We start from the raw sequence: 23,315 nt of genomic DNA, 5'->3' as shown, positions 1-23,315 counted from the left end.
AAGATTTTTTTATTTATTACATTTACCGATAGAACCTAGTAAACATTTAGTTCCATCAATCCAAGTTGCATTGTTTAGATTGGCACCTTCAAAGGTAGCATTTAAAATATTAGCACCCGTTAAATCGGCTTCAAAAAGATTGCTGTTAGTAAAATTGGTCTCAATTAATGAAGAACCTTTAAAGTTTACTCTTGTTAAGTTCGCACTTGAAAAGTTAGCTTTTTCAAAAATACCCCCTTCAAGATTTGCTTCATATAAATTAGTTCTAATAAAAGAAGATTCTACAAAATTACCATTAGATAATATTGCATTCATCATTACCCCTTTATCAAAGGTAACTTTAATAAAGCTGATAAAAGAAAGATTAGAATTTGGTATATAGGCTCTACTTAAATCTTGGCCTTCTGAGAATTGACAATTAGAATAATCCACTCCATCAGTTGGAGCATCATCACAACCTGCTTTTGCACCGTTAGTTAACAATAAGCTTAAGACTAAAATGGTAAAAAGCTTAATAAAGCTAGTCCGCAATATCTTTCTCATATTAAATGCTAACAAATCATAGATTGAGAGTCTTCTATTAATTTAATTATAGATAAAATTAAGCTGCTATTATCGTTTTGGGAAGCCTTCTACTGTATAGAAGTTTCTTATCTTCTTTAGAGATACATAATAAGCGCTATCTCTAAATGATTTTTTAATTTGTTTTTTAGCATTATAAATTTCAATAAATGCATTTCTCATACTGTCTTCTAGTCCTGAAAAAGCTAAGTCCTCTTCATCAGCACCATGAATAATTTTTTTAATGGTGTCAAAATCTGTTTTAGTATTAGTTTTTTTATCTATTAGATCAATAATGTCTAATATTTTTTGTTCTTGAAATCTTTTTTCAACTCTACCAAAACGTATATGAGAAATATCTTTTACCCACTCAAAATAAGAAACTACAACACCACCTGCATTGACATAAATATCAGGGATAATCATAACTCCTTTTTCAAATAATTTTTGATCAGCCTCAAATGAAATGGGTCCATTTGCAGCTTCAATTATTAATTTTGTTTTAATTTTATCTACATTATCAATAGTGATTGCATTTTCTAATGCAGCTGGAATTAAAATATCACAATCTAATTCTAAAAGTTCGCTTGGATTATTTTTAAATTCTCCAAGTTTAGGATTATTGATAGTTTTATTTGTCTTATAAAATTCAATTAGTGTATTTATATCAATGCCTTTTTTATTATATAAATAACCATCAAATTCACCTATGGCTATAATCTTTGCATTATCTCTATTGTATAAATGTTTGGCTAAATTACTTCCAACATTACCAAACCCTTGAACTATAATTTCATTATCCTTTAATTCATTTTTCAATCCTGCTTCTTTAACAACATCTTCATGCCTAAATATTTCTCTAACTACTTCTTCAATACCTCTACCGGTCGCTTCTGTTCTGCCAGCAATACCACCTCTGTGTATTGGTTTGCCTGTTACACAGCCTCTATAATTTATATCATCAGGTTTAAGTGTTTTGTAGGTCTCTAAAATCCATTCCATTTCTCTTTCAGACGTTCCAACATCTGGGGCTGGAACATTTAATGCTGGAGAAATAAAACCTTTATTAATTAGTTTGCTTGCAAATGCTTTAGTAATTTCTCTAAGTTGAGGCATTGTGTAGTTCTTAGGATTAATTTTCAAACCCCCTTTTGCACCACCAAAAGGAATATTAACTATTGCACATTTGTAAGTCATTAAAGATGCTAAAGCTTCTGTATCATCTTGATCAACAGTTTCAGAATATCTTAGTCCACCTTTAGTTGGAAGAATATGCTCTGAATGAACCGCTCTCCATCCAGTAAAATTATTAATTTTTCCATCTAAGACAACACCCACATTTACTTTAATTAATGAATGAATAGATTTTAAATGCTCAAGTAAATCATCACTAAAGTTTAGTAATTTAGCTGATTTATCTACATGTAAGTTGACGTTATCTTTAAAACTCATTTTTAAAACTTATATATTAATAAAATTTATTAACTACTTTTATCTAAGACTAATTAGGCTTAGTCCAATATCCATAAACACAACGTGTGCCTCGTCTAGAGCAATCATAAGTATCATGTAAAACACCATCTTTAACAACCGTTATGTGTTTTGAACAAGATACAATTAAAGTCCCCCTTGGTAGTTCATCTTTTTTTAAATGCACTTTACAGCCTTGACCAATAAACATTGTTGGCGTCCACTGCCACCCAAGTTTTTCAAGATATTTCTTAACCACAACTCTATGAGTGCCTGATCTTGGGCTATCATTTTTTTGTTTTAAACTTCTAGCAAGTCTTGTTCTAGATGTAGTTCTAAATTCTTCATTAGCTTTATAAAGATCATCATAAATTTTTTGATAAGGAAGACCTGTTACAATTGCAATAGATCTAACTACACAGTCTCCTGCTTTTCCTTTATATCCGGCAGCCGCTCTGCCTCCATCATTGATTTGTAATTCTAGATTGCTACTTGAGAATAGTTTCTTAAAGAAATTCACGATTTAGTTTTATGATCTAAGATCTCAATCATACACTGAGTTGCGTATTCACGCCATTCCACAGCAGATTTATCCTTAAGGTTATTAAGGTGGCTCATGTTGCTATCTATATTTTCTTGATGTTTAGCTTTATCCACTTCATCCAGATTTTTTTCCATGTTAGTAAGATTGGTCTTCATTGCATTAATCCAACTATTGCCAAGCTCTACACATTTAACATCATCTTTCTCATCACAAATTTGTTTAAAGAAATTGAAAATAACATCATCTGCTTTTATCTCTTTGCTCATCTTATTTACCAATTAGTAAAGCAAGCAGTTGATAAAGTCTAGTTTCAATTAAAACGTGTTAACAAATTAGAGACGAATCAGATACATAATTGTTAAGAGGTAGTGGCGGGAGACTAAAACTACCTCTGTCCTCACCCTCTATTAAAAATACTTTTTAATTTTAGAAATAGTTTTAGCTAATAAATTTTTTGTATAAGGTTTTCCTTTAACCACCCAAACCGATAACGGCCAAGTACTATCTTTAGTAGATCTTGCAATTATATGAACGTGTAACTGAGGAACAATATTACCAATTTTTTCAACATTAAGTTTTTTTGTTTTAAATATTTTTTTCATTAACTTGCTGCAATGAACAATTTCCTTCATTAATAGCATTTGGTCTTTTGAGTTAAGTTCAGAAATATCAGTAATATTTTTTCGCTTAGGAATTAAAATGATCCAAGGAAATTTAGCGTTATCAATTAAACGAATGCTACACAGTTTTAATTCAGTTATTAAATGAGAATCTTTTAGAAAACTTTTACTTACTTTATTTGCCATTGTTAAACATTAATATAAATGTGTTCTATAAGCAAAAATTATTATAGGCTAAATTAATTATGGCTGACAAAAAAATACGATCCGTTGCTAAAACATTTTCATGGAGACTTTTTATTTTTATCTACTGGGTAATATTTGGATATATTTTTACTGGTAGTTTTAAAGGAGCTGGAATATTGGGACTAGGTTCTATAATTCCTCTTTTTTTTTATTATTTTCATGAAAGAATTTGGAATAAAGTTAAATGGGGTCTTAATTAAAATTCAAAGATTATATTTATAAATATTTTTTTATTTTATCAGAGACAATTACTTTATTGCTATTCATGTAATCTTCATGATTTTTTTCAATATTTTTTAATTCATAAAGATAATTGACCATCACACCATAAGATCTTTTAAAGCCAGTTTCTGAAATATTAGCATTAATTACAATATCTTCTACAATAGCTCCATTACCTAAATGAAATCTACTCACATCATTAACAGGTAACCCTTTTTGGTTTTTTTCATTAACAATATAATGTGCAACTAATTTCGTTATTGCTTCTTTATTTTTTACAATTCTACCATCACCTAGTTTTAAGTCTTGAGATTTTAAAAAGATAACATCTTGATCTTTTAGATCGCCTAAAATATTTTTAATCTTAGTTTCTTCTAAATAACTAAACCAATCAGCAAACCCTGGTATAGGTGATAAGGTGCCAAAGTTTTTAATATGAGGAAGCTCTTCTTGTATTTCATAAACTACTCTCTTTATTAAAAAATTACCCAAAGTTACTCTAGATAGGCCTTCTTGACAGTTACTAATTGAATAGAAAGTAGCAGTATCATAAGATTTTCCTTCATTATCAGTCGGCTTCATTAATTCTTGAATAGATCTACCAAGACCTTTTGTAAGGGCTACTTGAACAAAAATAATAGGTTCATCTTCAAGAGCTGGATGAAAGTAAGAAAAAAACCTTCTATCTTCTCCTAATCTTCTTTTAAGTTCATTCATATCTTTTATATGATGAACTCTTTCATATTTAATTATTTTTTCTAAAACTGCAGCCTTTGTATCCCATGTGATTTTAGAAAGTTTAAGAAATCCTGGATTAAACCAAGCTCTAAATAAATGTCTAAGATCATTATCTAATTCTGAAAGTTCTTTGTTGTCTTTTAATATTCTTATTAAATCTTCTCTTAATGCAACTATAATCGCTGTTCCATTTGGCGCCATATTCATTCTTCTAAAAAGTTCTCTTCTCTTACCTTCAGAAACTTTAAATAAATTTGACAAAGTATTTTCGTTTTGAGATTTGGTATATTTTTCAATTGCTTCGTTAACTTTTGTAAAGCTAGGCTTATATTTCTCATTAATTTTTTTAAAAAATAATAATTTATTTTCTGGAGATAGTGATTGATATAGTTCAGTAATATCTCTAGCTACAGTTATTCCAAATGCTGCACCTTTGTGTGAAATTAAATCATCACATAAAAAAAAAATAGATTCTAAGTCATTTTTTTTAATCTTTTTTATACTAAAAAGTTTTTGACCTGCATCAGCAATAGATGAAATTATCTCTTTAAAATTAAACATAATTAATTATATAATATTTAGATATTCAACGAAAGATCTTATGGATACTATAAGTAAAAAAGTACCAAAAATTTTACTTAATAATTTTTTATCTATTTTATAAACAGCTTTTGCTCCCAACCTAGCCATAATCATTGTAACTGGAACAAATACTGCAAACCCTAATAAATTTATATAACCTACACTAAAAGGTGTGTTGATATTATCAATTATCTTTCCACCCATAATCATTGTGATCGTTCCACTAAGTGAAATCAAAAAGCCAACTGCTGCAGCTGTACCAATAGATTTTCTTATGTCATAACCAAAAGTTCTCATAAATGGTACCATTAAAGATCCACCACCAATACCTAGAGGAACTGAAATAAAACCAATCACAATCCCTGAGATATTTTTGACAATGTCAGAAATTGTTTTGGGATTTTCAACAAGTTTTTCTCTAAGAAAAATAAAAAATAAACCCACCATAAAAGCAAATATTGAAAAGAATAATACTAAAGTTGGTGTCTTTAAATTAACTGCTAAAAAAGTTCCAGCAATAACACCTATTAAAATAAATATACCAAAAGATTTTACCATCTTGAAATCTACTGCATCATATTCCATATGAGTTTTGGTTGAAATTATTGAAGTTGGAATAATAATCGCTAAAGAAGTTCCAACAGCTAAATGCATTCTGGTTACTAATTCAAAATCTAATACTGTAAAAGCATAATACAAAGCTGGAACCATTATAATTCCACCACCAACACCTAGTAATCCAGCCATAAATCCTGCAACAGCTGCAGATATTGCAAGGACCGACAGTAGGTTAATTATCTCACCATAGTTTAGGTTTTCCATTATGAGTTAGCTTGATTAGCTTTTTCGTTATTTTGCACAATGGTCATTATATGTTTTGATTTTTGAAAATCAGAATCTCTTGCCATCATATTATCACTTAAATATCTCTTCCATTCTTTTGAGCCTATTTGACCGTGATATAATCCAACTGTGTGTCTCATAATATGATTTACTTTTGTGCCAAGCTTAACTTCTTTCTCAAGGTATTCTAGTAGTTTTGCAGCTATTTCCTCTCTTGTTGGCTGTTCTTTTGTTCCAAAAATTTTGTTTTCAATCTCAACTAAAGAATAAGGATTTTGATAGATAGACCTACCAATCATCACTCCGTCACATAAAGTTAAATGGTTTTTAATTTCATCAATCTTTGAAATCCCTCCATTAATAATAATTTCTAAATCTGGATTTTCTTCTTTAACTCTATAAACCATTTCATAGTTCAGTTTTGGAATATTTAAATTTTGCTTTGGTGACATTCCAGTTAAAATAGCCTTTCGAGCATGCAATATAAAAGTTCTACATCCAGCACTTTTCATCTTTAGTATAAAATTATTTAAATAATTAAATTCTTCAGTGTCATCAAATCCTATTCTAGTTTTTGCAGTAACTGGAATATTGCAAGCATTAACCATTGAGTCGATACATTCAGCAACAAGATCTGGCTCTCTCATCAAACAAGCACCAAACATATTTTTTTGAACCTTTTTGCTAGGACAACCTAAATTAATATTAATTTCATCATAACCCATGTCTTCTGCAATTTTGGCAACTTCAGCTAATTCCGCTTTATCAGATCCACCCACTTGTAATGCTAAAGGTTTTTCTTCTGAACTATAAGATAGAATTTTTTTTCGATCTCCATGAATTGCAGATTTTGTTGCAACCATTTCTGAATACAGCATAACATTTTTGCTCATCAATCTTAGAAAGTAACGATCATGACGATCCGTACAATCCATCATGGGTGCTACTGAAATTTTTCTATTAATTTTTTTTTTAATATCCAAGAGGTTTACCCATTAGTTTATCAGGCAACCACGTTACTATCTCAGGGAAGATGCATAATATTACTATAGATAAAACCATCATCATCATAAATGGAAATGATCCCCTTAAGATTGTAGATAGACTTACATCAGGTGTTATTCCTTTAATTATATAAAGATTTAATCCAACAGGTGGTGTTATTAAGCCTATTTCCATATTTATTGTAAACACTATTGCAAACCAATACGGATCAAAACCCAATGTAGTTATCACTGGTAACAATATAGCTGAAGTCATTACAATGACTGCAACTGGTGGTAAAAAGAATCCAGCAACAAGTAAAAACACATTAACAATTAAAAAGATCATCCATTTATTGCTACTTAACTCAATCATACTTTGAGCAAGCGATTGGGTTACGTAAAGTTGAGATAATGTGAATGCAAATAGATAAGAGGCTGCAATAATAAACATTATCATAACACTCTCTTTCATTGAAACTTTAACAATATTCCATATTTTTTTAGGCTGATAAATTTTGTAAACAACTGCAATCATTACAAAAACTAAGAATGCTCCAACACCAGATGCTTCAGATGGTGTAGCTACACCTCCATAGAGAACGTATAAAACTCCAACAATAATAGCTAAGAACGGAAAAATTCTAGGAAGAACTTCAAATTTTTCTCTCAACGTTGGTGGTTTTCTGTTTCTTAATAATTTAGCTGCATTTTTATCAATGAAGTAACTGTGTATTAGTGCCCAAACAGCAAAAAGACTGGCCAACATAAAACCAGGAATAATACCTGCTAAAAATAATCTTCCAATAGAAGTACCTGTTGCCATTCCATAAACAATTAAAACTATACTTGGTGGAATTAAAACCCCAAGCGTTCCTCCAGCTGCAATTGTACCGGTAGCTATTTGGTCTGAATATCCTCTTTTTCTCATTTCAGGAATTCCCATAGTTCCAATAGCAGCACACGTTGCAGGACTTGACCCACTTAATGCTGCAAAAATTGAACACGCTCCAATATTAGAGATTACTAAGCCACCAGGAACTCTCCATAACCATCTATCAAGACCAGTATAAAGATCTTTTCCAGCGGGAGAGTTGGCTACAGCCATTCCCATAAGAATAAACATTGGGATTGATAGTAAAACAAATGAATTTAAGCCTGCATAAAATGTTTCTGCAAAAACATCTAGCATTTGAAATCCTTCAAAAGCGATTAATAAAGCAATTGAGACAAAACTTAAACCAAAAGCAATTGGAATTCCTGAGAACAAAACTATTAAAGTAAAGATAGCAACTATTAGTGCAATCATTAAAGGATCCATTATCTTAAATCTCCTTCATCAAACAGTTTAATTATCTCAGCAATATATTGAAGTATCATTAATATTGAGCCTATTAACATTGAAGAATAAGGTATCCACAAAGGAGGATCCCAAACTGTTCCTGTAGTATAATTTTTAACAAAAGCTTCCTCTACCATCAAAAAACCAAAGTAAAACAGTATTAAAAAAAAACCTAAACTTATAAATGAAGTAAAAATCTTCAATTTAATAATATTTCTGTTTGATAAAAAATCGTAAATCCATTCCATGCTTACGTGCGCTTTTTCACTTAAAACATAAGCACTACCAATAAAAGTAGATGCAACAAGTAACATGGTAACTAATTCAGTTTGCCAAGTAATAGCACGTTGAAAAAAATATCTTTCAAAAACAAGTTCAACAATGACTAAAATAGATAAAATTAAAGCTCCTACTGCGAAAGCACCACAGGCTTGAGAAGCATAATGACAAAAATTAAGATATTTTTTTTTCATAAAAAAAGAACCCCTAGTTATTTTCATAAATAGGGGTTCTTTATATATTATTTTATTTAACTGCTAAAGCCATTTCCATAAGTTTAGCACCACCTGGTACTTCCTCAGCAAATGATTTATGAGAAGTTTTCTTAGCTATTTCTATCCATGCAGCATGATCTGCTTCAGACATATATACTAATTCAACACCAGCTGCTTTGTAAGCATCCTCAAATTTTTTATCTAAATTTGCTACTTGTGCTGTCATATATTCCTCAGCTACTTTTCCAGCTTTCATAAGAGCTTTTTGTTGCTTTTTACTTAAAGCTTCAAAAGATTTCTTAGACATAAGGATTGGTTCATACATAAACCATAAACCAAATTTTCCTGGAGGTGTTGCACATTTAACTTGTTCGTAAATTTTGTAACTAACAAAACTTCCTGAACTAGTATTAGCACCAGTTAATACACCTGTTTGTAGACCAGTATAGATTTCTGAAGATGGCATACTTTGTATACCTGCTCCTGCACCTTCAAGCATTTGGTTAAATGCTTTTCCAGCTGCTCTCATAACTTGACCTTTAACATCACTAGGGTTTCTTATGCATTTTGTTTTTGAAGCAAAACCACCGCCTAACCAAGCATCAGATAAAACAACTACACCTGCATCGTTAATAATCTTTTTTATCTCTTTCATCATTGGAGATTTATTAAATCTCAATGCGTGATCATGATTTTTAACTGTTCCAGGCATTAATGTTGCACTGAATTCAGGATGAAATTTCGAAGCATATCCTAATGGAAAAGCTGAAATATCTAGTTGACCTGTAGTCATAGGTTTCCATTGCTCTCTAGGTTTATATAAAGATTTTGCTGGATAAATTCTAATATCAATATCAACATTAGCTTTTTTAACCTCATCAGCAATAATTTGAACCATCTCATGACGCGGGTCAAAAGATCCATCAGCTCTAGGTGTACCAGGCCATTGGTGACTTGCTTTTAACGTTACCGCATAAGCAGATCCAACAGTTGATAAAGCCAAAACTAATGCTGTAAAATATAAAGATACTTTTTTTAACATTGCTCTCTCCTCTATTATTAATTAAGTAATGTATTTAATTAGAGATATTGATAAGAGTCAAGACTACATAATTACAGTACAAAATATGGATGGTCCTTTAAAAAACTTACTTGTTCTTGACCTAACTAGAGTACTAGTTGGTCCTTATTGCACGATGATGCTCTCAGATTTAGGCGCACGTGTAATTAAAGTTGAAGCTCCTGAGGTTGGGGACGACTCTAGAAAGTTTGGTCCGTTTATTGAGGATTATTCGGCATACTTTATGTCACTAAATAGAGGCAAAGAAAGTATTGCTCTTAATTTAAAAAATGAAGATGATAAAAAAATATTTGATAAAATTTTAGCTAAGGCAGATATTTTAGTTGAGAATTTTAAACCAGGCACCTTAGAAAAATGGGGTTATGGTTGGAAAGATATTTGTAAAAAATATCCAAGACTAATTTATGCATCGGCATCAGGCTTTGGACAAACGGGTCCATTAAAAGAATTACCTGCTTACGATATGGTTGTTCAAGGGATGGGTGGTTTAATGAGTGTTACCGGTCAGCCTAATTCTGAACCAACAAGAGTTGGTACTTCTATTGGTGACATTACCGCAGGTTTATTTACAACCGTTGGAATTAATGCAGCTCTTTATGATAGAGAAAAAACTGGTAAGGGAACTTTTATTGATGTTTCAATGTTAGATTGTCAAATTGCAATTTTAGAAAATGCTATTGCAAGATATCTTGCAAAAAATGAAATACCAAAACCTATGGGATCACGTCACCCTTCGATTGCACCGTTTGAAGCATTTAAAACAAAAGATAGTTACATCATAATTGCTGCAGGCAATGAAAAACTATTTGAAAAACTATGTAATGTTTTAGATATTTCTGAAATTGCTCACGATCCAAAATTTAATACTAACTCTTTAAGATCTCAAAATATGGAAGATCTAAAAAAAATACTTGAAGACAAACTTGGTGCGAAAAATACAAGTGATTGGGTTAGTAAAATGGAAAAAGAAAAAATACCATGTGGTCCTATCTTTAATATCAAAGAAGCTGTTGAAAACCCTCAAATTGAAGCTCGGAATATGATTGTTAAAGCTCATCATAAAGTTATTGGCGATTTTAAACTAGCAGGTAATCCAATTAAAATGTCTAACTATAAAGATGAAAAAACACGTGGGGATATTCCAGATCTTGATGAACACAGAGAAAAAATCTTAAAGGAATTTAGTAATTAACTGTTAGGTTCAGTTTCTTCTGAGCTATCTTCTGTAGTTTCACTTTCAGCTAGTTGATCTAAAGAAACTGCTGTCTCCTCGTCTCCCGCTTCTAACTCAGCATCAACATCAACTTCTGGTTCTGCTTTTGCAGTTAATTCTTCTAAATCATCAGATGATACTTGAATTTTTTCTGGAATTTTTCTAGCTCTTTTTGATGGTAAAATAGGAGTTCCACTTATAGAAATTTCACCTTTGTACATGCTTTCAAAATCATCACCAATAATTTCATCATCATCCGTACCATCATCAACTTGCTCAACATGTTTTCTAAGTTTATGAACAGCACTGTCAGTTAAATCTGAAACTTGAATAGTGCCTTCTGCAATTTCTCTTAAAGATATAACTGTATTTTTGTCATTATCTCTATCTAGAGTAGGTTCTAATCCTGAATTTAATTGAACGGCTCTTTCTTTAGCAACTAATACTAATTCGTAAGGACTTTCTACTTTATCTATGCAATCTTCTACAGTTACTCTAGCCATGCGCAGTATCTATACAGTGCTTAAAAAAAAATCAAGGTTAATTTTATAAATATTGAGAATTAAGCTTACTCTTAATGAGAAATAGCAGTGATATAGCTATTAAAATATAAGATCCTGAAACTAGAGCAATTTGCTCTATAGAAAATCCATTATCTATAAGTATTCCAAAAAGCGCTGTTCCAAAGGCTGTTGAAAATACCATTAAAGCAGTCGTTAGTGCTTTGATTGAACCAATGTATTTTACACCATAAATTTCAGCCCATGTAGCTGAACCTAAAACATTAGCTAATCCGTTTGAAATTCCAACTAAACCTAAAAAAACAAATGATGACATTGGAGAGTTAAAGTAAAAAAGTACAACCATTGCAATTAATAATGGGATATTCATGTAAATAATTAATTTACGACTACTAAATTTATCAATTAAAAAACCAGATAAAAATAAAGTAACTACAGATAGAATTGAGTACACCATAAAAGATTGTGCAATAACATAGGGTCCCCAATTTTTAGAAGATACAATAAAAGATTGATAAACAAATGTCCCTGTTGCAATCCAAGGCATTGCTAACATACTTAAACAAATAATATAAAATCGATAATCTTTTAAAACTTCAGCTCTAGTCCACTGCTTTATATCTTTAGTTTTAATTTCTGTAACAGTAGATGTTTCTCTAGAGTCTAATTTAATATTCTTAACTAATGTAAAAGTTACTATAGGTAAAACAATAATAACTAGTAGTGAAATTGCTGTCCATATATATCTCCAATCAATAAAAGTTAATAAGAAAATAACTAATAATGGTAAAATAAATTCAGCTAACGATAAACCAAGCCAAGTTGTGCTTAGTGCGCGTCCCCTAGTCTTTTCAAAAAATCTTGATATTGTTGTGGTTGCAGTGTGAGACATTAGTCCTTGACCTGATAACCTCATTAAGAAAATTGATAAAAATAAAAAAGCGACTGATGAAATTTTAGAAAATAAAAAACAAGAGATCGCTAGTAAAGCAATGACGTAAGATGCAAATTTTAAAATATTAAAGTCATCTATTTTTTTACCAACCCAAACAAGTATAAAACTACTTAACAAAGTAGCAGATGCATAAATTGATCCAAACTGACCATGGGTGATGGAAAGTGCGCCCCTTATACTTGAATTAAATAGTCCTAAAAAAAAACTCTGTCCAAAACTTGAAAAAAATGTAAATATAAATCCAAATAGAATTACTTTAAAATTCAAACTTTTAAACATAGGAAATAAAAATTATGAGCAATGTTGCATTTATAGGATTAGGTGTCATGGGTTATCCAATGGCAGGTTATATATCAAAAGCAGGTCATAATGTAACTGTTTATAATAGAACTACTGCAAAAGCTGATAAATGGGTTGCAGAATATAAAGGGACAAAAGCAGACACACCTGCAAAAGCTGCTGAGGGTGCTGACTTTATATTTACCTGTGTTGGTAATGATAATGATTTAAGAGAGGTTACTTTTGGTGATAACGGTATCTTTAAAACAATTAAAAAAGGTTCCGTTTATATTGATAACACAACGGCCTCTGCAACAATTGCTAGAGAAATAAATGAGTTTGCTAAAAAAAATGGTTTTGGTGCATTAGATGCACCAGTATCAGGGGGTCAAGCTGGTGCTGAAAATGGTGCACTAACAGTGATGATCGGTGGAGATCAAGCTGATTTTGATAAAGCTAAAGACATCATTGATTGTTATAGCAAAAAAATGAAATTATTAGGTGGCGCTGGTAATGGCCAATTAGCAAAAATGGTTAACCAAATTTGTATTGCAGGTCTTGTTCAAGGTTTGTCTGAGGCAATAAATTTTGGAATGAAAGCTGGTTTAAACATGGAAGATGTAATTGAGGTTATATCTAAAGGCGCGGCTCAATCTTGGCAAATGGAAAATAGATATAAAACAATGATTGATGATCAGTTTGAATTTGGTTTTGCAGTTGATTGGATGAGAAAAGATTTAAAAATCGCAATGGATGAAGCTAAAAATAATGGTTCCCTACTTCCAGTAACTGAAGTTGTTGATAAATATTATGCTGAAGTTCAAAAAATGGGTGGAAACCGTTGGGACACCTCTAGTTTGATCAGAAGACTTAGCAAATAATCCATAATGCAACCAGCATACTACGAAGATTTTGAGGAAATCAAAAATAAAATCTGGTCCATGCTGGACAATGCAATAAAAGATAGAGGTTCTCAATTTAGAATTCCTGTGTTTATCTGTGGTGACCAGGATGATTTTGATGGAAGAATTGTGGTCCTTAGAAAATCAGATAGAGAAAATAATCTTGTTCAATACCATAGTGATATCAGATCAGATAAAATTGCTAAATTAAAATCAAATAAAAACGCTGCAATGTTATTTTATGACAAGGATGAGAAGATCCAAGTTAGACTTAAAGTTGAATGCATTGTTAATCATGAAAATGATATTACAAAACAATCTTGGTTAAAAACAGGACATATGAGTAGAAAATGTTATTTAGTTGATAACGGACCAGGAACATTATCTGAAATTCCAACTTCAGGACTAAAACCTGAACTAGATAATTTTGAATTTACCATGGAGCAAAGTGAAGTGGGATATAAAAATTTTACTGTTATTCAATGTAAAATTAAATCTATAGAATGGCTTTATCTAGCTGCTAAAGGTCACCGTCGTGCTAAGTTTGATTTAGAGAATAAGAAGGATACCTGGTTAATTCCTTAAAATACTGACTTAGAGTATTTTTTCCAGTTATCCTGGTAATGGATAGCGTTTTCAGTAATTAATTTTGTCTCTTCTTTTGAGACCTGTCTTACAATTTTACCAGGAGATCCAACAACTAGAGAATTGTCAGGAATGACTTTGTTTTCTGTGATCAATGCATTAGCTCCTATGATGCAATTTTTCCCAATTTTTGCACCATTTAAAATGACAGCACCAATTCCAATTAAAGAATTGTCTTCAATGGTGCATCCATGAAGCATAACTAAATGACCAATAGTTACATCTTTACCTATTTTTAAAGGAAAACCTGGATCAGTATGAAGTACGCTTCCATCTTGAATATTTGATCCTTCACCAACATAAATGTTTTCAATATCCCCTCTTAAAGTTGCATTAAACCAAATACTAGTATTTTTTTCTAAAGTAACATCACCAATAATTGATGCATTGGGAGCTACCCAATTTTCACCTACATTTTTAATTTTTTTATTTTCCAAATCGTAAAACATAACTATATAATGTTTATCATGCCTCCACTAAAAACACCAATATGTGATTTTGGAACAAACGCTAAAGAATTTAAACTAAAATCTACCGACCATAAGCTTATTTCTTTAAGTGATATTAAGGGTGATGCTGGGACCTTAATAATGTTTATTTGTAACCACTGCCCCTATGTAAAGGCTGTCATTAAAGACATTGTTGATGACTGTAAAAAATTAGAAAAACTTGGAATAAAATCAGTAGCTATTTCTGCTAATGACACGATTAATTACCCTGAAGATAGTTTTGAAAATATGATTGAATTTGCAAAGATACATCAATTTAATTTTCCATATCTTTTTGATGAAACTCAAAAAGTTGCAAAAAGTTATGATGCTGTTTGTACCCCTGACTTTTTTGGATTTAACCATAACCTAGAATTACAATATAGAGGTAGAATAAGAGAGTTAGAAAATTTAAAACCAGTAAGAGCTGGTGATAGTGATTTATTTGTAGCAATGAAGCAAATAGCTGAAACAGGTAAAGGTCCAGAAAAACAAATTCCAAGTATAGGTTGTGGTATTAAATGGTTGGATAGTTAATGTATTTAATTGTTACAAAAACATTTCCTCCAGAGGTGGGAGGCATGCAAAACTTAATGTGGGGTTTAGCAAATGAACTTTCAAAACATCACATGATAAAAGTTTTTGCTGATTTTTATGAAAATCATAATTTTTTTGATGAAGAGGTATCTTTTTCAATAGAACGAGTTGGTGGAATAAAACTTCTTAGAAAATTTAGAAAAGCCCAACTTATTAATGAATTTATTAGAGAAAATAAGGTTGACGGTATAATTGCTGATCATTGGAAAAGTCTAGAACATCTTAAAACAAATAAAAAAAAGGTTTGTTTAATCCACGGTAAAGAGATTAATCATGAAAAAGGTACCTCTCTTAATAAAAGAGTATTACAAGTTTTAAATAACGTTGAAACGATTGTTGCAAATTCTGAAAATACTAAAAATTTAGCTGTTTCATTGGGGGTTCAGCAAAATAAAATTATAGTTATTAATCCTGGTGTTGATCCAGTTGAGGAATTGGATAAAAAAACTTTAGATAAAGTAGAGAATTTATTAAAACATAAATCTCCAAGACTTATTACAGTCTCTAGATTTGATAAAAGAAAAAATCATGAAAAAGTAATCATGGCTCTTCGAAATTTAAAACAAATCTACCCAGGTATTGTCTATATTTGTGTGGGCTATGGAGACGAGGAAGAAAATATTAAAAAATTAGTAGCAGAGTTGGGCCTTCAGCCTCAAGTGATGTTTTTTAAAGATATCTCTAATGAATTAAAAAATGCATTAGTTGCTAAATCAGATATTTTTATCATGCCATCAGTAGTTCATAAAAAATCTATTGAAGGATTTGGTATCGCTTATGTTGAGGCTGCACAATATGGATTGCCTTCTCTTGGAGGAAAAGATGGAGGTGCGGCAGATGCAATCGAACATGAAAAAACAGGTTTAATATGTGATGGTAATAAATTAGATGAAATTTATTCATCAATCAATTTGATGTTAGAAAATAATAAATTCCTTGAGTATGGAAAAGCTGCCAAAGAAAATTCTACTAAATTTAAATGGAGTTCAATTATTGAAGAATATAAAAAAATATTAAATTAATATTTTTTCTAACACTTTACTTGCACTTAATTTTTCTAAATCATCCACTTGTATTGCTTTAAAATTTTCTCTTTCAATACTAACTTTAAAAGCTGTTGTGTGTTTACCAAATAAGGTCAAACCTTTTGCACCAAGATGGGCTGAGATATGAGCTGGACCCGTGTCATTTGCAATAACAAATGAACTTTCTTTAATCAAACTTGCAAGCTGAGAAATATCTAAAGCTTTACCATTATCTAAAATTGAAACAGCATTAATATTTTTTGCATCATCAATTTCAGAGGGACCAGGGGCTACTACTACTTTAATTTGGTCTTTATATTTATTTTTAATTAACTCTATTAGTTCATTGTAATGAGGCCATTTTTTATGAGTTAGATGAGCTGAACAAAATGGAAATAAAACAATATATTTATCTAAATAAAGTTTTTGTTTAAGATTATTAATATTAGTTACAGCCCAATTAAAGTCTGGTTTCATAGTATGTTCAGTTTTAATTCCAGAAGTTTTAAGTTGATGATCAAATCTATTCAAAACTGGATTTTTATCAAACTCCTCTTTTGAAATATTGCTTGGCAAAGTAGTCTCTGAACTAGACCAAATATTAAAATTTGCTTTTGGAAATAAAATATTTTTATAAAATTTTGTTCTAGATGAGTTTTGCAAATCATAAACCTTTTTAAAACTCTTCTTTTTCAAGTTTCCCATTAACATATATAGATAAATTAAATTAAATCTTGATTTACGTTTGTCTAAAATAACATTATGTACAAATGAGTTTTTTTTAAATAATTCAAAATAAGGTTTTGTTGTTAATATATGTATTTGATCATCTTTATGATTTTCAGAAATATCTTGAATTGCCCCACATGCTTGAGCTATATCTCCTAAAGAACCATGTTTGATAACTAAAATATTAGACATATTTCTAACAACTTAACATAGTATAAATTTTTATGAATAAAATTCTAGTTGAAGTATCTGTGGGTGAACTTTTAGACAAAATTTCTATTTTAGAGATTAAACAAGAAAAAATTAAAGATCCTGAAAAACTAAAATTTATTAATACTGAACACAGTATTTTAAAAGATCAATTAGATAACAATGTTAAATCTGATGAAAAACTTAATACTCTTTTTCAGTCCTTAAAAGATATTAATGCAAAATTATGGGTGATTGAAGATGACAAAAGATTGTGTGAAAAAAATTCTGATTTTACTGATAAGTTTATTAAACTTTCAAGAGATGTTCATTTTTTAAATGATGATCGTGCAAAAATTAAGCTAGAGATGAATAATCATACAGGCTCTAAAATAAAAGAGATTAAAGAATATACGTCTTATTGAAAGCTATATTTTTTTTCTAAATACTTTATCAAGTTATGAATGATAAAAGTCATAAATAGATAAATTCCACCTGCTAAAAGAAATACCTCTAAGGGTTTATAAGTAGTTGAGACGATGTGTTTAGCAACACCAGTAATATCCATTAAGGTTACAGTGCTAGCAAGTGATGTGCCTTTCATCATTAATATAATTTCATTTCCATAAGCAGGTAGTGATTGTCTTATTGCGACTGGAATTTGAATTTTATATAAAATTATTTTATTTGTTATCCCAAGGCTTTTGCCCGCTTCTATTATTCCAGGTTTTATTGTTTCAAAAGCAGATCTTAATATTTCAGAAGTATAAGCGCCCGTATTTAAAGCGAATGCAATAATTGCACACCAATAGGGTTCCTTTAATATAACCCAGAGAAAAGTTTCTCTAAGCCACTCTATTTGTCCAAGGCCAAAATAAATTATAAATATTTGAACTAATAAAGGAGTTCCTCTAAATAAATAAGAATAGCCATAAGCAAACTTATTAATGAATGGATTTTTATTAAGTCTTAAAACTGCAAATATAAATCCAATAAATAAACCAATAATTAATGAAATTGATAGCAATTTTAAAGTAACTAAAGCAGCGCTAAGTAGTTTTGGTAAACTAGTAAGCATTAAATCTAAATCCATTAAAAGCCCCTACTGTATTTAACTTCAAGTCGATTGATTAACTTCATACTTATAAAGGTTAACATTAAATATAAAACTGCAGCAAAAGAATAAAAGAATAATGGATCTCTTGTTGAACCTGCCGCAATATAAGATTGTCTCATGATTTCTACTAAACCAGTAACTGATATTAATGATGTGTCTTTTAAAGTAATTTGCCAAACATTACTTAAATTTGGAATGGCTAGTCTTAACACTTGAGGTAAAATTACTTTTAGAAAATAAATATATTTTTTAAAACCTAAAACCTTACAAGCTTCAAATTGACCTTTATCAATTGATTGAATGGCACCTCTAAAAACCTCTGTTGAGTATGCCCCTGAAATAATACCAATTGCAACTGATCCGGTAATAAATGCATTAATTTCTATATATTCATAATAGCCAAATATTGATGCAACATACATTATGGCTCCACTACCACCAAAAAACAAAAGGTAAATTACGAGTAATTCTGGTACTCCCCTTATTACTGTTGTGTAAATGTTTCCAATAAAATTTAAAATTTTGTTATTTGATAGTTTTAGAGGTGTAAAAATTAATGAAAATAAAAAACCAATTAACATTGCAGTAACTGCTACTGCTATTGTCATTAGAGTTGCATAAAACAACTCGTCTCCCCAGCCTGTTTTTCCGAATGATAAAAGATCCATATCGAAAGGGCGACTAAATAAATAGTCGCCTTTTCAAAATATTATTTACATAGAAGCGTCAAAGCCAAAATGCTTGATCGCTAATTTGCTGATGATTCCTTGTTTTCTAGCAGTGTTAATTGCTTTGTTGAAATCTTTAAGAAGTTTTGCATCTCTTGTACCGATTGCATCATCTCCAGCTTGTCTAATTCCAACACCAACACCATTACCAAAAGCACCACCTGAAAAAGTAGGTCCAACTAATACTACTGGTTTTCCTGATTTGTCCGCATAATCAGTGAATGCAACTGCTGCTGCTAATGCAACATCACATCTACCAGAAGTTAAGTCTAAATTTACTTCATCTTGAGTTTTGTAAGTTCTAACATTTACTTTACCCACATCACCAGATTCTAAAAAGTTTTGGTGAATAGTTCCAGTTTGTGTACAAACAGTTTTTCCAGCAAGTGCAGCAGTTAAAGTCTTAAGAGTTTTTTTAACAGCACTTCCACCTAAAGTTAAATTAATACCTTCTGGTGTATCCATACTCTCTAAACTTGAACCTTTCATTACCGCAAGGGCTGCAACTTCATCTGCATAACCTTGTGAAAAAGTAATTGTTTTTTGTCTTTCAGCGGTAATTGACATTCCTGCCATGATCGCATCAAACTTTCTCATTAATAAGGCTGGAATCATTCCATCCCAATCTTGCTCAACAATTGTACATTCACGTTCCATAATTGCACAAAGTTCTTGAGCTAATTCAACCTCAAAACCAATAAGATTGCCTGATGCATCCTTAGAGTTCCAAGGAGGGTAAGCACCTTCTGTTCCAATTTTTATTGTATCAGAATAAGCATTTCCAATTAACAATAAAGAAGCAAGAACAGTTAAAATTGTTTTTTTAAATATATTCATTTTTTCCTCCATAGATTTATGTAGGATTTATTTCACAAATTTAATAATTTAAAAAGAAAATTTTAGTGATTAATTGAGGAAGAAAAGTTCCAAGAACAGTCAAAACTTGGAATATAAACCCTATCCAAAGTTGTATTACCAAAGTTCTTATTGAATACATCTAGCCATTTTTCAACCTGCTCTGGTTTTTTGTCTTGGCTACCAACTTGTGCAGTTATCACTCCACTTGGTTTTAATATTCTAATTAAAGTGTCCATATTTTTTGCTGCAAGATCTATGCAAAACTGATCATCATTTAGATCAACAAAAATTTTATCGTATTTATCATCTTCGACGGATTTTATACTTTCAAATGCATCACCCCAAACGCATTTAACTGAATTTTTTTCCGTAGATTTATTGCTAATGCTTCCAAGATGTTTATTGCAAACTTCAACCACTTCTGGATCTAGTTCGTACCAATCAATAAAATCAAAACCTTGAGAGATACATTCTCTAGCAACACCGCCGTCACCACCACCAATAATTGCAGCAGTGCCTAAATTTTTGTTTAACTTTAAAGCAGCATTAACAAATGTTGAGCTATATAAAACTTCATCATTGGTTGCGACTTGAATTTCGTTATCTATAAAAAGTGACTTACCAAATTGTTCTAAATCTAATATTTCAATGTGTTGACCAACTTTTGATTTAAAATCTTCCAAAACTTCATTCACTACATATGATTTTTGTAAGCCAGGCGAACTATAAATGTCATGGTACAAAGATTTTGTGTCTCTATTAAATTCTTTTTTAACAATTCTTTTATGTTTGAATTCTTTTTTAACAATACCAAATGCAATAGAAGGGCTAATTTTTCCACACGTAAAAAAATCAAAACTAATAATTCCTTTTTCTGGAAACGTGTGAAAGCTAATGTGACTTTCGGCTAATAAAGCAAGTATAGTGAAACCCTGTGGTTTAAATTTATATTTGGAAATCTCTAGAATTGTAACATCGGCAGCTTTTGCAATTTTACGTATTACATTCTCATAGACTGAAGGGTCATACTCTCGAGTGGTACCAATAATGTCTAAAGTTATATGCTCACCTACTTTAGTCATAAAAATTATTCCTCTTATAATTTTTTGTTATTATTAAACTTAAAAGTTTTATATACGTGTAAGGACAATTTTCAATACTTAATCAATTACTATAAATTTAACCTCTCCTCACAAAGAATTATTGCTTCTTCTCTATCAAAATTAGTAGATATATTTTTTTTCTCAACACACGCATTGATTGATCTATCAATATTTTACTCACTTAGGTTCGGAACTGTAATCTTAACAACTACTATAATGATAAATATCAGCACTTTTTTAATCATTAAAGTTAAAATTTTTTGTTAATCATTTTTGCAAAAGCTTCGGCACCTAATGCCAGATTAGCGTTCCAATCATTGTTAGAATTTTCATCAGCATTATCTGATATATATTTAAAACATTTAAATTCTATATTTTCCAACATACAAACTTTAGCAATTGCATAAGCTTCCATATCAACAACATCAACTTCCATTTCAATTTTTTGATTAACGAAATTATCTCCTGTACCACAAGAATAGCCACTGTCAGAAATAATTATTTCATTAACTTTATCAAATGGTGTTTCGCCTAATTTAAAATCAAGACCTCTAACATCCATATCTCTTTGATAGAATTTTGTGCATTCAACAATCCCTTTTAGTTTAGTATTGATTGCACCAGCAGTTCCATAATTAACAATAATCTTAGGCTTATGAATTTGTATTAACTTAAGAGTATTGTATGTAGCATTAATTTTACCAACTCCTATGTACTTAAAATAGTCTAAGCCAACAGTTTCTTCTTTTATCGCTGCAAGGAATAATTTGTCCATAGATTTTTCTTATCAAAGATATAAATATATCAATATTATGAATTTAAAAGATTTTATTAGATCAATTCCTGATTATCCAAAAAAAGGAATTTTATTTAGAGATATTACAACTCTAATTAAAGATGAAAATGCTTTCAGAGAATGTATTGATCAGATAATAGAAAGATCAAAAAAATATAAAATTGATAAAATTGCTGCAATTGAATCTAGAGGGTTTGTTTTTGCATCAGCAGTTTCTTATATTTTAAAAAAACCATTTATAATGCTTAGAAAAAAAAATAAATTACCAGCTGATGTACATTCAATTGATTTCGAGCTTGAATATGGAACTGCTACAATTGAGGTTCACAAAGACTCGATAAACAAAGGTGACTCTGTTCTGATAATAGATGATTTAATTGCAACAGGTGGTACTGCCGAAGCTGCTGCTAAACTTATAGAAATTTCAGGAGGTAATGTTGCAGCATTTATTTTTGCAATAAATCTTTTTGATTTAGGAGGATCTAATAAATTAATTAGAAAAAAATACAAAATAGAAAACTTGATTGATTTTCCTGGTCACTAGTATTAAATTTGTGGTCTATACCAGGATTTTTTGCCAAGCATAGAATTAACAAGTCCTAAAAATCTCATCATATAAATCTTTTTTTTAAATTTATTGAGAGTTACGAAATAATAAAAAAATTTAATTATAGAAGTAGTCAGTGTAGGAATGCTTGTTAAAAAAGCTCTTGAATAACCAAAGTGTTTTTTATTAAAATAAAATTTTGACCACATCCAATGCCAGTTTCGTGAAAATTCAACTTCTCTTTCATAAATAGGTGAATGAGATTTTCCTCCAAGGTGATTAATTTTTGCTTTTTTTGATACATATATTTTATTATTTTCTTTTTTTGTCCTTAAACACAAGTCATCATTTTCTAAATAAAGAAAAAAATTTTCATCAAAAAAAAAATTATCTTGAAATTTATTTTTATTTATCAGCATTGTATATCCATCTACAGAGTCGACACTTAAAAACTCCAAGTCATTATTTTGTGATTTCTTATTTTTAATCTTATAATTTGGATATCGAATATCATCAGAGATTGGTGCTAAGATTGCATAATCATTATGATTTAATGACAAAGTAATTAATTCATCGATGGTATTTTTATAAAATTTTACATCAGGATTAATCACAAAAGCATAATCTGTTTTACATAATTTAATTCCAATATTATTTGCAGCACCCATACCCTTGTTTTCTTGAACAATAACTTTAATTTTTGAATTTTTTGCCTCAAGTTTTTCTTTAAGTTTTAGATCATTAGAATTTTCAATAATAATTATACTAGACTCTTTTGGTAAAGACTCGATACATTCATGAATTACATGATCACTTTTAAATGTAACAATAATAAATGTTAGGTTATTTAAACTTAAAGTCATTGTTGAAGTAAATTATTATATACTTACTATAACG

The 23,315-nt window shown here is 30.1% G+C and carries 29 protein-coding genes; 8 read left to right on the top strand and 21 right to left on the bottom strand.

The features are described from left to right. Nucleotides 1-9 precede the first annotated feature (9 nt). The 5 genes from AC5SLO_RS02050 to AC5SLO_RS02030 form a co-directional block, all read right to left on the bottom strand. On the bottom strand, nucleotides 10-543 hold the full coding sequence (locus tag AC5SLO_RS02050) for a pentapeptide repeat-containing protein (RefSeq protein ID WP_494573546.1): 534 nt from the start codon (nucleotides 541-543) through the stop codon (nucleotides 10-12). Nucleotides 544-612: 69 nt separating this feature from the next. After that, nucleotides 613-2,013 (bottom strand): Glu/Leu/Phe/Val family dehydrogenase, encoded by a 1,401-nt coding sequence (locus AC5SLO_RS02045; RefSeq protein ID WP_494573545.1) that lies wholly within the window; start codon nucleotides 2,011-2,013, stop codon nucleotides 613-615. 49 nt (nucleotides 2,014-2,062) lie between these two features. Further along, complete coding sequence (locus AC5SLO_RS02040; protein ID WP_494573544.1) at nucleotides 2,063-2,551, bottom strand: hypothetical protein; 489 nt, start codon at nucleotides 2,549-2,551, stop codon at nucleotides 2,063-2,065. After that, a complete protein-coding gene (locus tag AC5SLO_RS02035; RefSeq protein WP_494573543.1) occupies nucleotides 2,548-2,841 on the bottom strand; it encodes a hypothetical protein in 294 nt (97 codons plus the stop codon). The genes AC5SLO_RS02040 and AC5SLO_RS02035 overlap by 4 nt, the downstream gene beginning before the upstream one ends. Before the next feature lie 141 nt (nucleotides 2,842-2,982). Next, the gene (locus AC5SLO_RS02030; RefSeq protein ID WP_494573542.1) at nucleotides 2,983-3,381 is read right to left on the bottom strand and encodes an HIT domain-containing protein; all 399 of its coding nucleotides are present in this window, start codon (nucleotides 3,379-3,381) and stop codon (nucleotides 2,983-2,985) included. 59 nt (nucleotides 3,382-3,440) lie between these two features. On the opposite strand from AC5SLO_RS02030, the gene AC5SLO_RS02025 reads away from it, so the two are divergent. Continuing rightward, nucleotides 3,441-3,641 (top strand): DUF2061 domain-containing protein, encoded by a 201-nt coding sequence (locus AC5SLO_RS02025; protein WP_168606116.1) that lies wholly within the window; start codon nucleotides 3,441-3,443, stop codon nucleotides 3,639-3,641. A 16-nt stretch (nucleotides 3,642-3,657) separates the two neighbouring features. Here the strand turns inward: AC5SLO_RS02025 and AC5SLO_RS02020 are convergent, their stop codons facing one another. The 6 genes from AC5SLO_RS02020 to dctP are packed head-to-tail and all read right to left on the bottom strand — an operon-like array spanning nucleotide 3,658 to nucleotide 9,687. After that, nucleotides 3,658-4,962 carry a malonyl-CoA decarboxylase domain-containing protein gene (locus AC5SLO_RS02020; protein ID WP_494573541.1) on the bottom strand — a complete coding sequence of 435 codons (1,305 nt, stop codon included), beginning with the start codon at nucleotides 4,960-4,962 and terminating at the stop codon, nucleotides 3,658-3,660. Nucleotides 4,963-4,968: 6 nt separating this feature from the next. Continuing rightward, nucleotides 4,969-5,805, bottom strand: a complete 837-nt coding sequence (locus AC5SLO_RS02015) for a sulfite exporter TauE/SafE family protein (protein ID WP_494573540.1) — start codon at nucleotides 5,803-5,805, stop codon at nucleotides 4,969-4,971. Next, a complete protein-coding gene (gene dusA, locus AC5SLO_RS02010; RefSeq protein ID WP_494573539.1) occupies nucleotides 5,805-6,809 on the bottom strand; it encodes a tRNA dihydrouridine(20/20a) synthase DusA in 1,005 nt (334 codons plus the stop codon). Before dusA ends, AC5SLO_RS02015 begins: the two co-directional genes overlap by 1 nt. Further along, nucleotides 6,799-8,130, bottom strand: a complete 1,332-nt coding sequence (locus AC5SLO_RS02005) for a TRAP transporter large permease (RefSeq protein ID WP_494573538.1) — start codon at nucleotides 8,128-8,130, stop codon at nucleotides 6,799-6,801. Before AC5SLO_RS02005 ends, dusA begins: the two co-directional genes overlap by 11 nt. Further along, nucleotides 8,130-8,624 (bottom strand): TRAP transporter small permease subunit, encoded by a 495-nt coding sequence (locus AC5SLO_RS02000; RefSeq protein WP_271766511.1) that lies wholly within the window; start codon nucleotides 8,622-8,624, stop codon nucleotides 8,130-8,132. The genes AC5SLO_RS02005 and AC5SLO_RS02000 overlap by 1 nt, the downstream gene beginning before the upstream one ends. Nucleotides 8,625-8,676: 52 nt before the next feature. Next, nucleotides 8,677-9,687, bottom strand: a complete 1,011-nt coding sequence (gene dctP / locus AC5SLO_RS01995) for a TRAP transporter substrate-binding protein DctP (protein ID WP_271486687.1) — start codon at nucleotides 9,685-9,687, stop codon at nucleotides 8,677-8,679. Nucleotides 9,688-9,772: 85 nt separating this feature from the next. Here dctP and AC5SLO_RS01990 point away from each other — a divergent pair, with 85 nt between their 5' ends. Further along, nucleotides 9,773-10,918 (top strand): CaiB/BaiF CoA transferase family protein, encoded by a 1,146-nt coding sequence (locus AC5SLO_RS01990; protein WP_494573774.1) that lies wholly within the window; start codon nucleotides 9,773-9,775, stop codon nucleotides 10,916-10,918. On the opposite strand, the gene rpoZ is transcribed toward AC5SLO_RS01990, so the two are convergent. Continuing rightward, nucleotides 10,915-11,442, bottom strand: a complete 528-nt coding sequence (rpoZ, locus tag AC5SLO_RS01985) for a DNA-directed RNA polymerase subunit omega (RefSeq protein ID WP_494573537.1) — start codon at nucleotides 11,440-11,442, stop codon at nucleotides 10,915-10,917. The genes AC5SLO_RS01990 and rpoZ overlap by 4 nt on opposite strands. A 43-nt stretch (nucleotides 11,443-11,485) precedes the next feature. Further along, nucleotides 11,486-12,694: an MFS transporter gene (locus tag AC5SLO_RS01980; protein ID WP_494573536.1), complete on the bottom strand. Its 1,209-nt coding sequence runs from the start codon at nucleotides 12,692-12,694 to the stop codon at nucleotides 11,486-11,488. A 14-nt stretch (nucleotides 12,695-12,708) separates the two neighbouring features. Between AC5SLO_RS01980 and AC5SLO_RS01975 the strand changes: the two genes are divergently transcribed. Continuing rightward, a complete protein-coding gene (locus tag AC5SLO_RS01975; RefSeq protein ID WP_494573535.1) occupies nucleotides 12,709-13,575 on the top strand; it encodes an NAD(P)-dependent oxidoreductase in 867 nt (288 codons plus the stop codon). Nucleotides 13,576-13,581: 6 nt separating this feature from the next. Beyond that, nucleotides 13,582-14,181, top strand: coding sequence for a flavin-binding protein (locus AC5SLO_RS01970; protein WP_494573534.1), 600 nt, complete (start codon nucleotides 13,582-13,584; stop codon nucleotides 14,179-14,181). Here the strand turns inward: AC5SLO_RS01970 and AC5SLO_RS01965 are convergent. After that, entirely contained in the window at nucleotides 14,178-14,690 is a 513-nt protein-coding gene (locus AC5SLO_RS01965; protein ID WP_494573533.1) for a gamma carbonic anhydrase family protein, read from the bottom strand. The genes AC5SLO_RS01970 and AC5SLO_RS01965 overlap by 4 nt on opposite strands. 18 nt (nucleotides 14,691-14,708) lie before the next feature. On the opposite strand from AC5SLO_RS01965, the gene AC5SLO_RS01960 reads away from it, so the two are divergent. Together AC5SLO_RS01960 and AC5SLO_RS01955 are read left to right on the top strand one after the other, a co-directional pair. Continuing rightward, entirely contained in the window at nucleotides 14,709-15,266 is a 558-nt protein-coding gene (locus AC5SLO_RS01960; RefSeq protein ID WP_494573532.1) for a thioredoxin family protein, read from the top strand. Further along, nucleotides 15,266-16,348, top strand: coding sequence for a glycosyltransferase family 4 protein (locus tag AC5SLO_RS01955; RefSeq protein WP_494573531.1), 1,083 nt, complete (start codon nucleotides 15,266-15,268; stop codon nucleotides 16,346-16,348). Before AC5SLO_RS01960 ends, AC5SLO_RS01955 begins: the two co-directional genes overlap by 1 nt. Here the strand turns inward: AC5SLO_RS01955 and AC5SLO_RS01950 are convergent. Further along, nucleotides 16,340-17,272, bottom strand: a complete 933-nt coding sequence (locus AC5SLO_RS01950; RefSeq protein WP_494573530.1) for a glycosyltransferase family 9 protein — start codon at nucleotides 17,270-17,272, stop codon at nucleotides 16,340-16,342. The genes AC5SLO_RS01955 and AC5SLO_RS01950 overlap by 9 nt on opposite strands. Nucleotides 17,273-17,304: 32 nt before the next feature. Between AC5SLO_RS01950 and AC5SLO_RS01945 the strand changes: the two genes are divergently transcribed. Next, a complete protein-coding gene (locus AC5SLO_RS01945; protein ID WP_494573529.1) occupies nucleotides 17,305-17,694 on the top strand; it encodes a DUF6165 family protein in 390 nt (129 codons plus the stop codon). On the opposite strand, the gene AC5SLO_RS01940 is transcribed toward AC5SLO_RS01945, so the two are convergent. The 5 genes from AC5SLO_RS01940 to AC5SLO_RS01920 all read right to left on the bottom strand — a co-directional run bounded on the left by AC5SLO_RS01940 (nucleotide 17,688) and on the right by AC5SLO_RS01920 (nucleotide 21,850). Further along, complete coding sequence (locus AC5SLO_RS01940) at nucleotides 17,688-18,362, bottom strand: ABC transporter permease (RefSeq protein WP_494573528.1); 675 nt, start codon at nucleotides 18,360-18,362, stop codon at nucleotides 17,688-17,690. The two genes, AC5SLO_RS01945 and AC5SLO_RS01940, sit on opposite strands and share 7 nt — an antisense overlap. Beyond that, nucleotides 18,362-19,054: an ABC transporter permease gene (locus AC5SLO_RS01935; RefSeq protein ID WP_494573527.1), complete on the bottom strand. Its 693-nt coding sequence runs from the start codon at nucleotides 19,052-19,054 to the stop codon at nucleotides 18,362-18,364. Before AC5SLO_RS01935 ends, AC5SLO_RS01940 begins: the two co-directional genes overlap by 1 nt. Before the next feature lie 45 nt (nucleotides 19,055-19,099). Beyond that, nucleotides 19,100-19,951 (bottom strand): transporter substrate-binding domain-containing protein, encoded by an 852-nt coding sequence (locus tag AC5SLO_RS01930; RefSeq protein ID WP_494573526.1) that lies wholly within the window; start codon nucleotides 19,949-19,951, stop codon nucleotides 19,100-19,102. Between the two features lie 62 nt (nucleotides 19,952-20,013). After that, complete coding sequence (speD, locus tag AC5SLO_RS01925) at nucleotides 20,014-21,054, bottom strand: adenosylmethionine decarboxylase (RefSeq protein WP_494573525.1); 1,041 nt, start codon at nucleotides 21,052-21,054, stop codon at nucleotides 20,014-20,016. Between the two features lie 271 nt (nucleotides 21,055-21,325). After that, the gene (locus tag AC5SLO_RS01920; RefSeq protein WP_494573524.1) at nucleotides 21,326-21,850 is read right to left on the bottom strand and encodes a 5'-methylthioadenosine/S-adenosylhomocysteine nucleosidase family protein; all 525 of its coding nucleotides are present in this window, start codon (nucleotides 21,848-21,850) and stop codon (nucleotides 21,326-21,328) included. 37 nt (nucleotides 21,851-21,887) lie between these two features. Here AC5SLO_RS01920 and AC5SLO_RS01915 point away from each other — a divergent pair, with 37 nt between their 5' ends. After that, complete coding sequence (locus AC5SLO_RS01915) at nucleotides 21,888-22,415, top strand: adenine phosphoribosyltransferase (RefSeq protein ID WP_494573523.1); 528 nt, start codon at nucleotides 21,888-21,890, stop codon at nucleotides 22,413-22,415. Between the two features lie 2 nt (nucleotides 22,416-22,417). On the opposite strand, the gene AC5SLO_RS01910 is transcribed toward AC5SLO_RS01915, so the two are convergent. After that, nucleotides 22,418-23,281 carry a glycosyltransferase gene (locus tag AC5SLO_RS01910; protein WP_494573522.1) on the bottom strand — a complete coding sequence of 288 codons (864 nt, stop codon included), beginning with the start codon at nucleotides 23,279-23,281 and terminating at the stop codon, nucleotides 22,418-22,420. Between the last annotated feature and the right edge of the window lie 34 nt (nucleotides 23,282-23,315).

The organism is Candidatus Pelagibacter sp. PS_44 (genome assembly GCF_059417735.1).
The sequence above is the reverse complement of the archived record's forward strand: the minus strand, read 5'-3'. Positions and strand labels throughout refer to the sequence as shown.

Excerpts from the sequence above, each read along its gene's own strand:
- AC5SLO_RS02025 (WP_168606116.1), top strand. The coding sequence starts at position 3,441 with ATGGCTGACAAAAAAATACGATCCGTTGCTAAAACATTTTCATGGAGA.
- AC5SLO_RS01965 (WP_494573533.1), bottom strand. The coding sequence starts at position 14,690 with ATGTTTTACGATTTGGAAAATAAAAAAATTAAAAATGTAGGTGAAAAT.
- AC5SLO_RS01980 (WP_494573536.1), bottom strand. The coding sequence starts at position 12,694 with ATGTTTAAAAGTTTGAATTTTAAAGTAATTCTATTTGGATTTATATTT.
- AC5SLO_RS02030 (WP_494573542.1), bottom strand. The coding sequence starts at position 3,381 with ATGGCAAATAAAGTAAGTAAAAGTTTTCTAAAAGATTCTCATTTAATA.
- AC5SLO_RS02015 (WP_494573540.1), bottom strand. The coding sequence starts at position 5,805 with ATGGAAAACCTAAACTATGGTGAGATAATTAACCTACTGTCGGTCCTT.
- AC5SLO_RS01940 (WP_494573528.1), bottom strand. The coding sequence starts at position 18,362 with ATGGATTTAGATTTAATGCTTACTAGTTTACCAAAACTACTTAGCGCT.
- AC5SLO_RS02035 (WP_494573543.1), bottom strand. The coding sequence starts at position 2,841 with ATGAGCAAAGAGATAAAAGCAGATGATGTTATTTTCAATTTCTTTAAA.
- AC5SLO_RS01910 (WP_494573522.1), bottom strand. The coding sequence starts at position 23,281 with ATGACTTTAAGTTTAAATAACCTAACATTTATTATTGTTACATTTAAA.
- AC5SLO_RS01950 (WP_494573530.1), bottom strand. The coding sequence starts at position 17,272 with ATGTCTAATATTTTAGTTATCAAACATGGTTCTTTAGGAGATATAGCT.
- speD (WP_494573525.1), bottom strand. The coding sequence starts at position 21,054 with ATGACTAAAGTAGGTGAGCATATAACTTTAGACATTATTGGTACCACT.
- AC5SLO_RS02050 (WP_494573546.1), bottom strand. The coding sequence starts at position 543 with ATGAGAAAGATATTGCGGACTAGCTTTATTAAGCTTTTTACCATTTTA.
- AC5SLO_RS01935 (WP_494573527.1), bottom strand. The coding sequence starts at position 19,054 with ATGGATCTTTTATCATTCGGAAAAACAGGCTGGGGAGACGAGTTGTTT.
- AC5SLO_RS01955 (WP_494573531.1), top strand. The coding sequence starts at position 15,266 with ATGTATTTAATTGTTACAAAAACATTTCCTCCAGAGGTGGGAGGCATG.
- AC5SLO_RS02020 (WP_494573541.1), bottom strand. The coding sequence starts at position 4,962 with ATGTTTAATTTTAAAGAGATAATTTCATCTATTGCTGATGCAGGTCAA.
- AC5SLO_RS01915 (WP_494573523.1), top strand. The coding sequence starts at position 21,888 with ATGAATTTAAAAGATTTTATTAGATCAATTCCTGATTATCCAAAAAAA.
- AC5SLO_RS02045 (WP_494573545.1), bottom strand. The coding sequence starts at position 2,013 with ATGAGTTTTAAAGATAACGTCAACTTACATGTAGATAAATCAGCTAAA.
- AC5SLO_RS01960 (WP_494573532.1), top strand. The coding sequence starts at position 14,709 with ATGCCTCCACTAAAAACACCAATATGTGATTTTGGAACAAACGCTAAA.
- AC5SLO_RS01920 (WP_494573524.1), bottom strand. The coding sequence starts at position 21,850 with ATGGACAAATTATTCCTTGCAGCGATAAAAGAAGAAACTGTTGGCTTA.
- rpoZ (WP_494573537.1), bottom strand. The coding sequence starts at position 11,442 with ATGGCTAGAGTAACTGTAGAAGATTGCATAGATAAAGTAGAAAGTCCT.
- dctP (WP_271486687.1), bottom strand. The coding sequence starts at position 9,687 with ATGTTAAAAAAAGTATCTTTATATTTTACAGCATTAGTTTTGGCTTTA.
- AC5SLO_RS01930 (WP_494573526.1), bottom strand. The coding sequence starts at position 19,951 with ATGAATATATTTAAAAAAACAATTTTAACTGTTCTTGCTTCTTTATTG.
- AC5SLO_RS01990 (WP_494573774.1), top strand. The coding sequence starts at position 9,773 with ATGGATGGTCCTTTAAAAAACTTACTTGTTCTTGACCTAACTAGAGTA.
- AC5SLO_RS01970 (WP_494573534.1), top strand. The coding sequence starts at position 13,582 with ATGCAACCAGCATACTACGAAGATTTTGAGGAAATCAAAAATAAAATC.
- AC5SLO_RS01975 (WP_494573535.1), top strand. The coding sequence starts at position 12,709 with ATGAGCAATGTTGCATTTATAGGATTAGGTGTCATGGGTTATCCAATG.
- AC5SLO_RS02000 (WP_271766511.1), bottom strand. The coding sequence starts at position 8,624 with ATGAAAAAAAAATATCTTAATTTTTGTCATTATGCTTCTCAAGCCTGT.
- AC5SLO_RS02005 (WP_494573538.1), bottom strand. The coding sequence starts at position 8,130 with ATGGATCCTTTAATGATTGCACTAATAGTTGCTATCTTTACTTTAATA.
- AC5SLO_RS01945 (WP_494573529.1), top strand. The coding sequence starts at position 17,305 with ATGAATAAAATTCTAGTTGAAGTATCTGTGGGTGAACTTTTAGACAAA.